12 protein-coding genes are annotated in these 14,328 nt (G+C 68.4%); 4 read left to right on the top strand and 8 right to left on the bottom strand.

What is annotated here, in order from left to right; genetic code table 11:
• The first annotated feature begins 15 nt into the window (after positions 1-15).
• The 3 genes from dnaG (at position 16) to ABQJ54_RS09330 (ending at position 3,548) form a co-directional block, all read left to right on the top strand.
• Positions 16-1,803, top strand: a complete 1,788-nt coding sequence (gene dnaG, locus ABQJ54_RS09340; RefSeq protein ID WP_367854421.1) for a DNA primase — start codon at positions 16-18, stop codon at positions 1,801-1,803.
• A 97-nt stretch (positions 1,804-1,900) separates the two neighbouring features.
• Complete coding sequence (locus ABQJ54_RS09335; RefSeq protein WP_367854022.1) at positions 1,901-2,521, top strand: DedA family protein; 621 nt, start codon at positions 1,901-1,903, stop codon at positions 2,519-2,521.
• A 103-nt stretch (positions 2,522-2,624) separates the two neighbouring features.
• Positions 2,625-3,548 carry a hypothetical protein gene (locus ABQJ54_RS09330; RefSeq protein ID WP_367854021.1) on the top strand — a complete coding sequence of 308 codons (924 nt, stop codon included), beginning with the start codon at positions 2,625-2,627 and terminating at the stop codon, positions 3,546-3,548.
• Between the two features lie 4 nt (positions 3,549-3,552).
• Here the strand turns inward: ABQJ54_RS09330 and ABQJ54_RS09325 are convergent, their stop codons facing one another.
• The 3 genes from ABQJ54_RS09325 to ABQJ54_RS09315 all read right to left on the bottom strand — a co-directional run bounded on the left by ABQJ54_RS09325 (position 3,553) and on the right by ABQJ54_RS09315 (position 8,352).
• Positions 3,553-5,220 carry a Na/Pi cotransporter family protein gene (locus ABQJ54_RS09325; protein WP_367854020.1) on the bottom strand — a complete coding sequence of 556 codons (1,668 nt, stop codon included), beginning with the start codon at positions 5,218-5,220 and terminating at the stop codon, positions 3,553-3,555.
• Between the two features lie 114 nt (positions 5,221-5,334).
• The gene (gene mgtA / locus ABQJ54_RS09320; RefSeq protein ID WP_367854019.1) at positions 5,335-7,971 is read right to left on the bottom strand and encodes a magnesium-translocating P-type ATPase; all 2,637 of its coding nucleotides are present in this window, start codon (positions 7,969-7,971) and stop codon (positions 5,335-5,337) included.
• Between the two features lie 174 nt (positions 7,972-8,145).
• A complete protein-coding gene (locus tag ABQJ54_RS09315) occupies positions 8,146-8,352 on the bottom strand; it encodes a hypothetical protein (RefSeq protein WP_367854018.1) in 207 nt (68 codons plus the stop codon).
• Positions 8,353-8,798: 446 nt separating this feature from the next.
• On the opposite strand from ABQJ54_RS09315, the gene ABQJ54_RS09310 reads away from it, so the two are divergent.
• The gene (locus tag ABQJ54_RS09310) at positions 8,799-10,397 is read left to right on the top strand and encodes a tetratricopeptide repeat-containing sulfotransferase family protein (RefSeq protein ID WP_367854017.1); all 1,599 of its coding nucleotides are present in this window, start codon (positions 8,799-8,801) and stop codon (positions 10,395-10,397) included.
• A 12-nt stretch (positions 10,398-10,409) separates the two neighbouring features.
• Here the strand turns inward: ABQJ54_RS09310 and cyoE are convergent, their stop codons facing one another.
• From cyoE to ABQJ54_RS09285, 5 genes are all read right to left on the bottom strand, one after another.
• The gene (gene cyoE, locus ABQJ54_RS09305) at positions 10,410-11,315 is read right to left on the bottom strand and encodes a heme o synthase (RefSeq protein WP_367854016.1); all 906 of its coding nucleotides are present in this window, start codon (positions 11,313-11,315) and stop codon (positions 10,410-10,412) included.
• Between the two features lie 27 nt (positions 11,316-11,342).
• On the bottom strand, positions 11,343-11,774 hold the full coding sequence (locus ABQJ54_RS09300) for an EF-hand domain-containing protein (RefSeq protein ID WP_367854015.1): 432 nt from the start codon (positions 11,772-11,774) through the stop codon (positions 11,343-11,345).
• A 65-nt stretch (positions 11,775-11,839) separates the two neighbouring features.
• Positions 11,840-12,994, bottom strand: a complete 1,155-nt coding sequence (locus ABQJ54_RS09295; RefSeq protein WP_367854014.1) for a COX15/CtaA family protein — start codon at positions 12,992-12,994, stop codon at positions 11,840-11,842.
• A complete protein-coding gene (locus ABQJ54_RS09290; RefSeq protein WP_367854013.1) occupies positions 12,994-13,566 on the bottom strand; it encodes a redox-active disulfide-containing membrane protein in 573 nt (190 codons plus the stop codon). Before ABQJ54_RS09290 ends, ABQJ54_RS09295 begins: the two co-directional genes overlap by 1 nt.
• Positions 13,563-14,315 (bottom strand): SURF1 family protein, encoded by a 753-nt coding sequence (locus ABQJ54_RS09285; protein WP_367854012.1) that lies wholly within the window; start codon positions 14,313-14,315, stop codon positions 13,563-13,565. Before ABQJ54_RS09285 ends, ABQJ54_RS09290 begins: the two co-directional genes overlap by 4 nt.
• Positions 14,316-14,328 lie beyond the last annotated feature (13 nt).

Genomic DNA, 14,328 nt, shown 5'->3' with positions numbered 1-14,328 from the left:
CTAAACTACGTGACCATGCGCGGCCTGATCCCCGACAGCTTCATCGACGAACTGCTCGCCCGCGTCGACATCGTCGACGTGATCGAGCGGCGCGTGCCGTTGAAGAAGGCCGGGCGCGAGTGGACCGCGTGCTGCCCGTTCCACGACGAGCGCACGCCCTCGTTCTACGTCAGCCCCGCCAAGCAGTTCTTCCACTGCTTCGGCTGCGGTGCGCACGGCAGCGCGATCAAGTTCCTGATGGACTACGAACGGCTGGAGTTCCCCGACGCGGTGGAGGAGCTGGCGCAGTCGGTGGGCCTCGCCGTGCCGCGCGAGGGCGGCCGCGACGAGCGGCCACGCGAGGACAAGACCGACCTCTACGCCCTGCTCGATGCCAGCGCCAGCTGGTACCAGGAACAGTTGCCGAAGAACGCCGAAACGCAGGCGTATTGCAGGAAGCGCGGGCTGGACGCGAAGACCATCGCTGATTTCCGCCTCGGCTGGGCGCCGGCCGGCTACGACGGCGTGATCAAGGCGCTGGGCAATAGCCCGCGCCGGATGGAACTGCTCACCGAGGCGGGCATGGTCTCCAGCGGCGAGCGCGGCAGCAAGTACGACCGCTTCCGCGAACGGTTGATGTTCCCCATCCTCGACCGCCGCGGACGCGTCATAGCGTTTGGAGGAAGGATCATTCAAAAGTCCGGCGAGGGATCGCCGGCTCTTGATTCCGGCGCGCAGGACGCGCGCAAAAGTGACGGCCCCAAGTACCTCAACTCGCCGGAAACCCCGCTGTTCCACAAGGGCCGCGAGCTGTTCGCGCTGTGGCAGGTGAAGCAGGCCAACGCGAACCTGCGGCGCATCGTGGTGGTGGAAGGCTACATGGACGTGATCGCGTTGCACCAGGCCGGCCTGCCGATCGCGGTGGCCACGCTGGGCACCGCCACCACGCCCGAGCACACCGAGCTGCTGTTCCGCGCCGCGCCCGACGTGGTGTTCTGCTTCGACGGCGACCGCGCCGGCCGTGCCGCCGCGTGGAAGGCGCTGGACGCCGCGCTGCCGCGGCTGCGCGACGGGCGCCAGGCGTACTTCCTGTTCCTGCCCGAGGGCGAGGATCCAGACACGCTGGTGCGCCAGGAAGGAAAGGGTGGGTTCGAGCAGCGCCTGAAGAACGCCACGCCGCTCTCCGATTACTTCTTCGACGAGCTGGCGCGCGACGTGGACATAGCCAGCCTCGACGGCCGCGCGCGCCTCGCCGAACGCGCCCGCCCGCTGATCGCCCGGCTGCCCGACGGCGCGTTCCGCGACCTGATGGCGCAGGAGCTGGAAAGGCGCAGCGGCGCCAGCGCCCGCCTGCAGTCCGACCCTGCTGCACATCGCGCTGTGCAGCGCCCGGTGGCCGCGCAGCGCTCGCTGGTGCGCAGCGCGATCGGCCTGCTGCTGGCCCAGCCCGGCATGGCCGACCAGGTGGAGAAGCCCTACCGCTTCCTGCGCCTGGACAGGCCCGGCGTGGGCCTGCTCGCGGAGCTGCTGGACCTCGCGCGCAGCCGACCCGGCATCAATCCGGCGATGCTGGTGGAGCATTTCGCCGAGCGCCCGGAATACCCTGCACTGCAGAAGCTGATGGCTGCCGCGGTGGTGGGCGAACCGGAGGCGCAGCGCACCGAGTTCATGGATGCCCTGCTGCGGATGGACGAGCAGGCCGTGGCGCTGCGCCGCGAGACGCTGCACGCGAAGATGCGCAGCGGCCCGCTCGACGATGCCGAGAAAGCCGAGCTGCGCGAGCTGCTGGCCGCGCGCGCGCGGCCGGCAGCCGTGCCGGACTGAGCACGCATGCCGACCGGACGCCGCATTGCGGAAAGCTTGTCGCACATGGGTATGGGATCATGCCGAGACGCATGCTGCACGCCCCGCAGGGACGCTGATGGATCTGCTTGAACGACTGATCACGATCTTCGCCGAGAACGGCTACGTCGCGGTGTGGATCGCGCTGACGATCTGCGGCCTCGGCCTGCCGCTGCCGGAAGACGTCACCCTGGTCGCCGGCGGCGTGATCGCCGGGCTGGGCTACGCCAACGTGCACGTGATGTTCGCAATGTGCATGGTCGGCGTGCTGCTGGGCGACGCCACCGTGTTCCTGCTCGGCCGCCGTTACGGCGAGGCCATGCTGAAATGGCGCTGGATCGCGCGCGCGCTTCCGCCGGAGCGCTTCGAGGTGGTGCAGCACAAGTTTGCGCGCTACGGCAACCGCGTGCTGTTCGTCGCCCGCTTCCTGCCCGGCATGCGCACCACCATCTACCTCTCCGCCGGTGCCACGCGGCGGGTGTCACTGCTGCGCTTCCTGCTGATCGACGCCATCGCCGCGCTGATCAGCGTGCCGGTGTGGGTGTACTTGGGCTATTTCGGCGCCGACAACCACGTGTGGCTGATGAAGTGGATGCGCCGCGGCCAGAACAGCATGTGGATGCTGGCCGGCCTGGCGCTGCTGTGCATGGCGTGGCTGTGGTGGCGCTACCGCCGCCAGCGCATCAGCCAGGACGACTGAGAGCCTCGTCATCGCGGGCACATCCAGGCCGGTGACTTCCCGCACTGGTACCCGCATGGTCGACGCGCTGAACTGCCTGCGCCCCCACGCAGGAGTTCCGCCCATGTCCGGAAAGGTTCTGCTTGCCGTTGCCTCCCTTGCCTCCCTCGTCGCCCTGCTGCCGGCCATACCGGCCCGGGCCGCCAACGGATCGCCACATTTTGCCGCCACGGTGCCCTTCCACGATTGCGACGGCATGATCTGCTTCCAGGCCAGCGTCGACGGTGGCCGGCCGCGCACGCTGGCGCTGGACACCGGCGATGTCGATTCGGAGATGCTGACCGGCACCGCCAGGGCGATGGGATGGCAGCCCAAGCCGGTGTTGAGCAACGGCAAGCGCGTCCCGGGTTTCGAGGATGGCGGGCGGCATGTGCTCATGCTGGGCAAGACGCCGCTCACGGTCCACTTCGCCGTGGTCGGCCCCGCGAGTTTCGGTCCCGCCCGCCTGCCGGCCGACGGCACGCTGGCCTATACCGCGCTCAAGGATCGCGTCCTGCAGATCGATTATCCGCATCATCTGCTGCGGATCTCGGCGCCCGTCGTCGCCAGCGATCCGGCCGGGCATGCCGCCGGCACGCTGCAGCTGATCCACTTCGGGCATGACGGCCCGCCCATCGTGGTGGGCGGGCCCTTCGACGTGGACGGCCATCCGATCCATGCCCAGATCGACACCATGTACACCGGCACCATGGTGGTCTACGACGCCGCGCTCGCCGGGCTCGGCCTGCACAAGCAGGGCACGCCCAGACTGTTCGAATTCACCGACAGCGGCGTCGAGATGCTGGCCTCGACGGCTCGCAGCCTGGGCTTCGACGGCCACCGCCTGCTGGGCCCCGGCGCCACGGTCTACTACGCGGGGCACGGCAAGAACCCGGTGCACCAGCCCGACGGCCTGTTCGAGGCCACCGTGGGCAATCCGCTGTTCGCGCACAGCGTGGTGACGATGGACTTCCATGCGATGACGCTGGACGTGCACCCCGCGGGCTGAGCGCTCAGCCCGTGCCGTCGCCTGTGCTGGCCTGCGCGGGCGCACGCAGCCGGTCCTGCAGCAGGCCGGCGCGCTCCAGCACCGGGTAGGCCAGCGCGGCCAGGTGCGAGTGGATGCGCTTCAGGTCGCGCAGGATGCGCAGGTAGACGTCGCCCGCCCCGCCATCGTCGCGGCGCTCGCGCAATGCGCGGATGTGCCGCTCGGAGATCTCGTTCTCCAGCCGCCACAGCACTTCCTTGCGCGCCACCAGCTGCTGCGCCGCGCGCCGGTCGCTGCGCAGGAATACCGCCCAGGCCAGTTGCAGGCTCTCCATCACCTGCGCGTGCATGCGCGCCAGGTCCTGGATGTCGTCGGCGCTGAAATCCTGGCCGCGCTCGGCCTTCTTGGCCGCGAACTCCATCAGGTTGTTCGCGGTGATGTCGCCGACGTGCTCGATGTTGATCACGAAGCCGAGGATCTCCTGGCTGCGCTCGCCGTCCTCGTCGTTCAGCGACTCGTTGCCCAGCTCGGCGAGGTATTCGCGGATCGCCACGCCGAGGCGGTCGAGGATCGCGTCCATCCGGCCGATCGCGGCGGCGCGCACGCGATCGTCCTTGCCGAACACCTCGACCAGGCCCTTGAGCATGTTCTCGACCATGTCGGCCATGCGCATGGCCTCGCGCGCGGCATTCGCCAGCGCCACGTTGGCGGCGTCCAGCGCACCCTCGTCCAGGTATTGCGGCACGCCGGCATCGGCCGGCTGCGGCGGCTCGGGCAGCAGGCGCACCAGCAGCTGCGCCAGCCGCTGTACCGGCAGGATGAATACCAGCGCCAGCGCGAGGTTGAACGCGGTGTGGAAGTTCACCGCCATGCGCGCCGGCGAGTCGCCCAGGTGCGCCAGCAGCCCGGCCAGCGGGTGCAGCAGGGGCAGGCAGACCACGCAGCCGAACGCGCGCACCAGCAGGTTGCCCAGCGGCAGGCGGCGCGCCACCGGCGTGCCGGCGTCGAACAACGCCGGCAGGGTGCCCCCCAGGTTCGCGCCCAGCACCAGCGCCAGCGCACCCTGCGCGTCGACCACGTGTGCGGTGGCCAGCGAGGCGATCAGCAGCACCACCGCCACGCTGGAGTGGCAGGCCCAGGTCAGTAGCGCCGCCACCAGCAAGGCCAGCACCGGCTCGCTGGCGAGGCTGTGCAGCGCGGTGCGCAGCAGCGCGGTGTCCTCCACCGGCGCCATCGACACCACCAGCATCTGCAGCGCCAGCAGCATCAGGCCCAGGCCGATCGCGCAGCGGCCCAGGTTCTCGTAGCGCGCATCGTCGCTGCGCCGGTACACCACGAAACCGGCCAGCACCAGCACCGGCGCCACCAGCGCGATGTCGAACGACAGCAGCTGCACCACCAGGGTGGTGCCCACGTTCGCGCCCAGCATCACCACCAGCCCCGGCGCCAGGCCGAGGAAGCCGTTCGCCGCGAACGAGGTCGCCATCATGCCGGTGGCGGTACTGCTCTGCAGCAGCGCGGTCATGCCCAGACCGAAGCAGAACGCGGCGGAGCGATGGCTGAGGTAGCGGCCCAGCCAGCGGCGCAGCGTGCTGCCGTAGCCGCGCAGCACGCCGCTCGTGACCATGTGCGTACCCCACAGGAGCAGGGCCACGTAGCCTGCGATGTCCAGCAGGACCAGGGTTCCTTTCATGTTGTACTCCGGATCCGGTCAGACGCTTGCCGCACGCACTCCGCACCCCCCTCTCCCCCACAGGGAGAGGCAGTCAAGCGAGGCACGCGCCACAGCGGACGATAAGGATGCCTGCTACAGCCAGCGCCCGTAGCGGCGAATGTAGACCACCTTCACCAGCTGGGTCAGTGCGCAATAGGCCAGCACGGTGGCCGCCAGCCATGCGTAGTACACGGGCGGCATTTCCAGCATGCCGAGCTTGTGGCCCAGGCCGGTATACGGAATCAGCATGCCGATCGCGATGATCGCCGTGGTCAGCCCCAGCACCGGCGCGGCCGCACTGCTCTGCAGGAACGGGATGCGGCGCGTGCGTATCATGTGCACCACCAGGGTCTGGGTGAGCAGGCTCTCGATGAACCAGCCGGACTGGAACAGCGACTGGTGCGCCGGCCCGTTCGCGCCGAACACGAACCACAGCAGCGCGAAGGTGGTGATGTCGAACACCGAACTCGACGGCCCCACCAGCAGCATGAAGCGGCCGATGTCGCTGGCGTCCCACTTGCGCGGAACACGCAGGTACTCCTCGTCCATGCGGTCGAACGGGATCGACAGCTGCGAGATGTCGTAGAGCAGGTTCAGCACCAGGATCTGCAGCGGCAGCAGCGGCACGAACGGCAGGAACACGCTCGCGATCAGCATGCTCAGCACGTTGCCGAAGTTCGAGCTGGCGGTCATCTTGATGTACTTGATGATGTTGCCGAAGGTGATGCGGCCTTCCAGCACGCCCTCCTCCAGCACCATCAGGTTCTTTTCCAGCAGGATGATGTCGGCCGACTCCTTGGCGATGTCGGTGGCGGTATCCACCGAGATGCCCACGTCGGCATCGTGCAGCGCCGGCGCGTCGTTGATGCCGTCGCCGAGGAAGCCCACGGTGTGGCCCTGGCGCTGCAGCGACTTCACCACGCGCGCCTTTTCCAGCGGCGACATCTTGGCGAACACCGTGGTGCGCTTCACCAGTACATCCAGCGCATCCTCGTCCAGCGGCTCGATGTCGCGGCCCTGCACCGAGTGGGTCACGTCCAGCCCCACTTCGCGGCAGATCTTGCGCGTCACCGCCTCGTTGTCGCCGGTGATCACCTTCACCTCGACGCCGTGCGCATGCAGCGCGGCGATCGCGGTGGCGGCCGAGTCCTTCGGCGGGTCGAGGAAGGCGAGGCAGCCCACCGCGGTGAGCCCGCTCTCGTCGGCCACACTCCAGGCGCGTTCGGCCGCCGGTTCGCGGCGCACCGCCACCACCAGCACGCGCAAACCGTCCTCGTTGAGCCGGTGCGTCATCGCCTTGATCTCGCGGCGGCGCTCGTCGGTCATCGGCTCGACCGCACCGCCGACCTGGGCGTGGGCACAGATCGACAGCATCTCTTCCACCGCGCCCTTGCAGATCAGCAGGTGCTCGCTGCCGCCGTCGGTGACCACCACCGACATGCGCCGGCGCTGGAAGTCGAACGGGATCTCGTCGACCACCCGGTAGCGTGCCGCGGTCGGCTCCAGGTCGCGATGCGTCAGCACCGCCTTGTCCATCAAGTTCTTCAGACCGGTCTGGAAGCGACTGTTGAGATAGCCGTACTCCAGCGCCTCGTCGGACTCCTCGCCGTCGAGGTCGAGGTGGCGCTCCAGCACGATCTTGTCCAGCGTCAGGGTGCCGGTCTTGTCGGTGCACAGCACGTCCATCGCGCCGAAGTTCTGGATCGCGTTGAGCCGCTTCACCACCACCTTGCGCTTCGACATCGCGATCGCGCCCTTGGCGAGGTTCGCGGTGACGATCAGCGGCAGCATTTCCGGCGTGAGGCCCACCGCCACCGACAGCGCGAACAGGAACGCCTCCCAGAAGCCCTGCTTGTACCACTGGATGCCCAGCACCACCGGCACCATCACCGCCATGAAACGGATCAGCAGCCAGCTCACCGAGTTCACGCCGCGGTCGAAACTGGTCTGCACGCGCTGGCCGCTCATGCTGTGCGCCAGCGAACCCAGGTAGCTGCGCGTACCGGTGGCCACCACCACCGCGGTGGCGGTGCCGGAGATCACGTTGGTGCCCATGTAGCAGACCGTGGGCAGATCCAGCGGATTGCCCGATGCCGTCTCGTCGTGCGCATGCACCGGCGCCACCTTCTCCACCGGCAGCGACTCGCCGGTGAGGATCGCCTGGCTGATGAACAGATCCTTCGCCGAGAGCAGGCGCAGGTCGGCGGGCACCATGTCGCCCGCGCCCAGGTGCACGATGTCGCCGACCACCAGCTCGCCCACCGGCACCTCGATCTGCTCGCTGTGGCCGTCCGAGGCCTGCCGCGTCACCGTGGCGGTGTTGCGTACCATCGCCTTCAGCTTCTCGGCCGCACGCGAGGAGCGGTACTCCTGGGTGAAGGTCAGCACCACGCTGATGCCCACCATCGCCGCGATGATGATCGGCCCGGTGAGGTCGCTGTCGTCGGCGAACAGCTGCACGCCAGCCAGCACCAGCAGCACCACGATGAACGGATTCTTGAACGCGCGCAGCAGTTGCAGCGACCAGTGCGGCGGCTTCTCGTGCGAGACCTCATTGGCGCCGTCGCGATGCAGGCGCTCGGTGATGTGCCCCTCGTCCAGGCCGCGAACGGAAGTCTCGAGCGCGGCCAGCAAGGCATCGTTGTCGCGGAACGCTTCCTGCGCCGCGAGCACCTGCGCCGGGACGGGCGCTGCAGCCTTGACGGTCGAGCGGGAGAGGGACTTGCTCATGGGTCGCTACCGTTGTTCGTGAAGATCCGCGCCGCGGCAGCGTGTCGGCGCCTGCCGACTACCTTGGCGGAACATCCGCTGTGAGACTGGCAGCGGCCGCGTGGACCGCCGGACACAAACCACGCCTCCGCCGCACTGGCGGAGGCCAGCACCTGCAGGGCACGCACACGTGCATCAGTGACTGGATGCCAGTTGCAGATGACGCGGCGAGGACAACGGCACGACAACGCGCGCCTCGGCCTGGCGCTGCAGATCGACGGACGGGGCGACCAGTGGTGCCGGTACGGTCACGACATAGACACGCCGCCGCGCGTCGCGGCGTGCGGCGAACAGGCTGCGGCGGGGAGTCCGCAGACGGAGAAAATCGCGAAGGAGCTTCATGGGCCCATCTCCTCGGTTACGGCGCGCGGCGCCGTCGGAGATGAGCCGGCGTTTCCTAGTCTAGGAAAGGACCGGCCGACCGCTGGCGGCTGCCGCAGGCGTTCAGCTTGTGATGCATTGCCGGCACCCGATGCAAGCGGATGTCGACGTTGCGACTAGGGTAAACGTCCATATGCCTTGGTTAGTCAGGACAGGATGCCGTGCGGCACGTGCGTGCCGTACGGCCCGCGCATTGTGGTGCTGCAATGCGAAAGTGTCAATCCGTTCTGATCCCGCAGTGACCCGGCAAACCGCACCGATTTGCGCGAAGGCGGCGGGTTGGCATGCCGGCCGGGGCTCTCCGCTGCTGCGGGATCACTATCGACAGCGCATGGAAAACGGGCACCATTGCGGACCACAGTGGCGCCGTCCAGGCACACGGCATGGCGATATCCGGCGAACCAGTCATGAACCCCGCTCCGCACACCCTCGCACAAGTCGAAACCCTCGTGTCGCAGGCCGCCGCGGCCCTCGGCGACCACGAGCCAGCCAAGGCCGGCATGCTGGCTGAACAGGCGTTACGGCTGTTGCCGGATCACCCAGCGGCGCAACACCTGACCGGGCGGGCGCTGCTGGAACTCAATCAACTGGGCCGCGCACTGGATCATCTGCGCAAGGCTGCATCGCTCGATTCGAAGAACGCCGAGTACCTCGCACATCTCGCCCATGCCCTGGCGCGGGCCAGGCGTCTCGGCGAGGCCCTGCAGGTGGCCTGCATCGCTTCCGCCCGACCACCGGCCGCTGCGGAGACCCCGCTCACGCTCGGCATGGTCTACATGGACTGCAACGTGCACGAACGGGCCAGCGCCGCATTCCGGCATGCCGTGGCGATGGCGCCGCAGCATGCGTTGTGCCACTTCAACCTCGCCGTCACGCTGGCTTTCACCGGCCGGATCGACCAGGCCGAGGAGTCCTTCGACAGCTGCCTCGCGCTGCAGCCCGACTTCTGGCCCGCCTACGGCCTGCGCTCGCGGCTGCGCCGGCAGACCTCCGCGCGCAACCATGTCGCGCAGCTGCAGGCGCTGCTGCACGAGCACGCGGCGAACGACGAGGCGCAGATGCACCTGCACATGGCGCTGGGCAAGGAAGCCGAGGATCTGGGCGATTTCGGCGACGCGTTCACGCATTTCACCCGCGGCAAGGCGGCCCGCCGCCAGCATCGCCGCTACGACAGCGCACAGGACAGCGCGCTGGTCGACGCGGTCATCCGCGCCTTCCCGGAGTCGCGTCCGCAGGCGCAAGGCTATGGCAGCGACGAACCGATCTTCATCGTCGGCATGCCTCGTTCGGGCACCACCCTGGTGGAGCGGATCATATCCAGCCACCCGCAGGTCCATTCCGCCGGCGAGCTGCTGAATTTCCCGTGGGCCGTGAAGCAATTGTCGGAAGCCAGGCAAGCTCCTCCGCTCAGCCCTGCCGTCATCGAAGGCGCCCGGCACATCGACCTCGAACTGCTCGGCCTGCGTTACGTCGACGGCACCCGGCCGCAGACGGCCAACAAGCCGCGCTTCGTCGACAAGCTGCCGCACAATTTCCTGCATGCCGGTTTCATCGCCCACGCGCTGCCCGAGGCGAAGATCATCTGCCTGCGCCGCAACCCGATGGACACCTGCCTGAGCAACTTCCGCGAGCTGTTCCAGGAGAACTCGGCGTTCCACGGCTACTCGTTCGACCTGCTCGATATCGGCCGCTTCTACATCCAGTTCGAGCGCATGATGGCGCACTGGCGCCGGATCCTGCCGGGGCGGATCCTGGAGATCGACTACGAGACGGTGGTGGCCGAACAGGAAGCGAGCACGCGCCGCCTGCTCGACTTCTGCGGGTTGCCGTGGCACGAGGCCTGCCTGCATTTCGAACGCAATCCGTCGGCCGTGGCCACCGCCAGTACCATCCAGGTGCGCGAGCCGATCCATCGCGGCGCGATCCGGCGCTGGGAGAAATACGGCGACCTGCTGGCGCCGCTGGAGCGCCTGCTCAACGACGCGGGCATCGCCACCCGCGACTGAGCGGTCAATGGCTCAAGCCGTCCGGTGCCAGGCCAGCGCGTGGTCCGCCAGCGGCGCGGCCAGCCAGTGGTCGGCCAGCAGGAAGGCGAACAGCGCCATCAGGTAGATCACCGAGTACTTGAACACGCGCATCGCGAAGAAATCGTCCGGCGGATTCAGCAGGCGGATCGCGTAGTACAGGAAGCCCGCGCCCAGCACCACCGCACCGCCCAGGTAGAGCAAGCCGCTGTAGCCGGTGATCGCGGGCAGCAGGGTCACCAGCACCAGCAGCACCGTGTAGAACAGCACCTGCCAGCGCGTGTAGGCCACGCCGTGGGTCACCGGCAGCATCGGCACGCCGGCGCGCGCGTAGTCCTCGCGGCGGAAGATCGCCAGCGCCCAGAAGTGCGGTGGCGTCCATACGAAGATGATCAGGCACAGCTGCAGCGCGAACGGATGCAGCGCACCGGTCACCGCGGTCCAGCCCAGCACCGGCGGGATCGCGCCGGCGAGGCCGCCGATCACGATGTTCTGCGGCGTGGCCCGCTTGAGGTAGGCCGTGTACACCAATGCGTAGCCGATCAGCCCCGCGAAGGTGAGCCAGGCGGTGAGGCCATTCACCAGCAGCGCCAGCACCAGCATCGAAATGACGCCCATCGCGATCGCGAACACCAGCACCTGGCGCGGCTTCAGGTGCCCGGTGGCCAGCGGACGGCGCGCGGTGCGCACCATCAGCTTGTCGATGCGCTCGTCGATCAGGTGGTTGAACGCCGCCGCCGAACCCGAGGCCAGCCAGATACCCAGCGTGCCGAACAGCAGCGCCCGCCACGGCGGAATGCCGGGCACGGCGAGGAACATGCCGATCACGGCGCAGAACACCAGCAGCGCCACCACGCGCGGCTTGGTCAGCTGCAGGTATTCAGAGAAAGCAGAAGGCACGGCGACACTCGGCAATGGATGCAGTCTTCATTCGTGCCTGTCACGAGCAGCAGAACCACGCTCGTCCGGCACGACATCGGTGTAGTTGGCGAATTCCGAATACGTCAGGCGATGATCGTGGTCCGTGTCGTACTTGTCGAACTGCGAGCGCAGGATAACCATCACCGACGGCAATTCGGAACGGCTCAAGAAGCCATCGCGGTTGCGATCCAGCGCCAGAAAAGCCTCCGTCGATTCCTGCGGGGTCATCAAGGGTTGCTTCCGCGCGTGCCGCAGCGACTCGACGGCCTTCGTTTCGAACGAAGTGCGGTTTTCATTCTGTACCTGCTGCCGCATTTCCACTCTTCCGGGATCCCGCCCCGCCAGCGGCCGTTCCTGGGCGTTCGCCGCTCCGCTCCATGCGGCGGAGAGCGACGACAAGCCGGTCAGTACTGCGAAGATCCTCGTGTCCTTGCCCATAGCCACCCCCGTATTCGCTGTCACCATGTTCTCATGCCGGGACGGCTGCAGCCGTCCGACGGGCCTCACGGCCCGTCGACTTGTCTGCGCTGGGTACGCGCCAGCGTCGCCACCAGGGTGAACAGCAGCAGCGCCGCCATGCCGTTGTGCGCGGTCGCCACCGGCAGCGGCAGGCCGAAGTGCACGTTGCTGATGCCCAGCAGCACCTGACAGACCATCGCGGTCGCTACCGCGATGCCGCACCAGCGCAGGCCGCGCCGCGCCAGGCGATGCGACAGCCAGCCGAGATAGCAGAACACCACCAGGGCGCCGATCCGGTGCACCATCTGGATCGCGGTGCGCGCGCTCTGGTCGAGGATGCCGCCCTCGAAATCCACGCCGATGCCGCGCCACAGGATGAAGCCCTGGTGATAGTCGCCCGGCGGCCACCACTGGCCGAGGCACTTCGGGAACGCCGCATCGCCGAAACCGCAGGCCAGCGCCGCGTAGTTCGACGAGGTCCAGCCGCCCAGCGCGATCTGGCAGGCCAGCAGCACGATGCCGAGGACCACCAGCCGGCGCAGCCCCGCCAGTGCATCGTCCGCCGCGCCCACGCCGGCGAAGCGCACCGCCGCATAGCCCAGCAGCGCGAACGTGGTCATGCCGCCCAGCAGGTGCCCGGTCACCACGATGGGCTTCAGCAGCAGGGTCACCGTCCACATGCCGAGCATCGCCTGGAAGATGATCACGCCCAGCGCAACCAGACAGACCCGCCATGCCGCGGGGCGCTGCAGCGCCAGCGCCGCAGCCAGCGGCAACGCGATCGCACACACCGCCAGCAGCGACGACCAGTGGTGTTCGCCGCGCATGTACATCGCCACGCCCACCGCGGCGAGCACCGCACTGGCGACCAGCGACAGCAGCGCCCAGCGTCGCCGCCATGCGGCGGCAAAAGCCAACGCCAGCACCAGCATGCCCAGCGTACCGGCCAGCATGCGATGCACCTGCTCGCGCCAGGCCTTGTGTGCCTCGTAGGGACGGTCGGGAAAGGCCGCATCGGCCTTGGCCACTGCCTGCGCATGCTGCGGCCAGGTCGCCTCGCCGTAGCAGGTGGGCCAGTCCGGGCAGGACAGGCCGGCATTGGACAGGCGCACGAAGGCGCCGAACATCACCAGCCCGAACGCGAACACGGCCGCCAGCAGCGACAGCCAGCGCAGGATTTTCACGACACGCGACGACATTACTTGACGACCTTCTGCAGATCCCGGAGCAGGCCGGAGGGATCGAAACCGGCAGGATAACTCGCCAGCGCAGTGCCATTGGATTCCACCAGCAGTGCGCTGACGCTGTCAGGCTGCTGCGCCCGCCACGGCACCAGCTTGCCGCCCACGTCCTCACCGAGCTGCCAATAGTTCGCCATGCCTTCGCGCAGCTGCGGATCGGCAGGCGGCGCGCCCACGTACAGCAGGCGCAGCCGCGACTGGTTGCGGTTGAGCATCACGCGCGCCTTGGCCATCTCGGTCAGCGCGGCATAGCAGCGCGCGGCGCAGCCCGGCCCGGGCAACGCCACCAGGGTCAGGCGCGGCTCGCTGTCACGCCATGCCCAGTCTTTGCCATCGGCGAGGCGCACCGGCAGCTGCTCCTGCGCGAAGTTGCGCTGCGGCAGGATCGGCCGGCCGTTGCCCTTCGCGCCAGGCTGCCAGCCGGCCAGCGTGAGCACCAGCGCCAGCACGAACGGCGCGGCGAAGATCGAGGCGACCAGCAACAGCTTCAGGCGGCCCTTGCGGAGCGCAGCGGGATCGGTGGCATTCATCGGGAGTCCGTCGGTCGGGATTTGCGCGAACCGCGCTTGCGGTTCAGCACCAGGAGGATCACCACCACGGCGATGGCGAAGGAGAACCACTGGAACGCATAGGCGCGATGCCGCGCCGGCGGCATGTCGCCGAAATCCAGCGTGTGCACGCGCACGTAGATCGAGGCCGGGTCGGCGTCCAGGCCCAGCACGCGCGGATACAGCTTCGCGCCGAGGTCGGCGGCGATCTGTCCCATGTCGAAATAGATCGTCTTCTTCGGCCAGTGCGTCTGCCGCGCCAGCGCGTCGCCGCCCATCTCGAAACCGTGTCCCGGCGGCGGCACGTAGAGTCCGTGCAGGCTCTGCACGCCTTCCGGCAGCGGCGGCAATTGCGGCGCCTGGTCGGTGCCGTTGCCGGGCAGGAAGCCCAGGTCCGCCAGCAGCAGGTGGTCGCCGCCCGGCACGCGCAGCGGCACGTAGACTTCCACGCCGCCACGGTCGTCGTGCTTCGGGTTGTCCAGCAGATAGATGCGATCGGCCAGGTAGCGGCCCTGCACCTGTACCCGCGGATAGGCGTCCGGCGGCGGCCGGTCGGCCACTGCGGCAAAGTCCTGTGGCGGCGCCACCGCCGCCGCGGCATAGCGTCGCAGCAGCTCGTCCTTGTAGTCGGCGCGATGCAACTGCCAGAAGCCCAGGCGCACGAAAAGCACGGCCGCGGCGGCAGTCAGCAGGATCGCCCACCACGGCGGGCGGCGAAATCCACCTAGCACGGCGCGCAGCCCC

Origin of the sequence: Rhodanobacter lycopersici (genome assembly GCF_040812335.1) — a bacterium.
GTDB lineage: Bacteria > Pseudomonadota > Gammaproteobacteria > Xanthomonadales > Rhodanobacteraceae > Rhodanobacter_A > Rhodanobacter_A lycopersici.
This window is presented reverse-complemented; position numbering and strand designations above follow the sequence as displayed.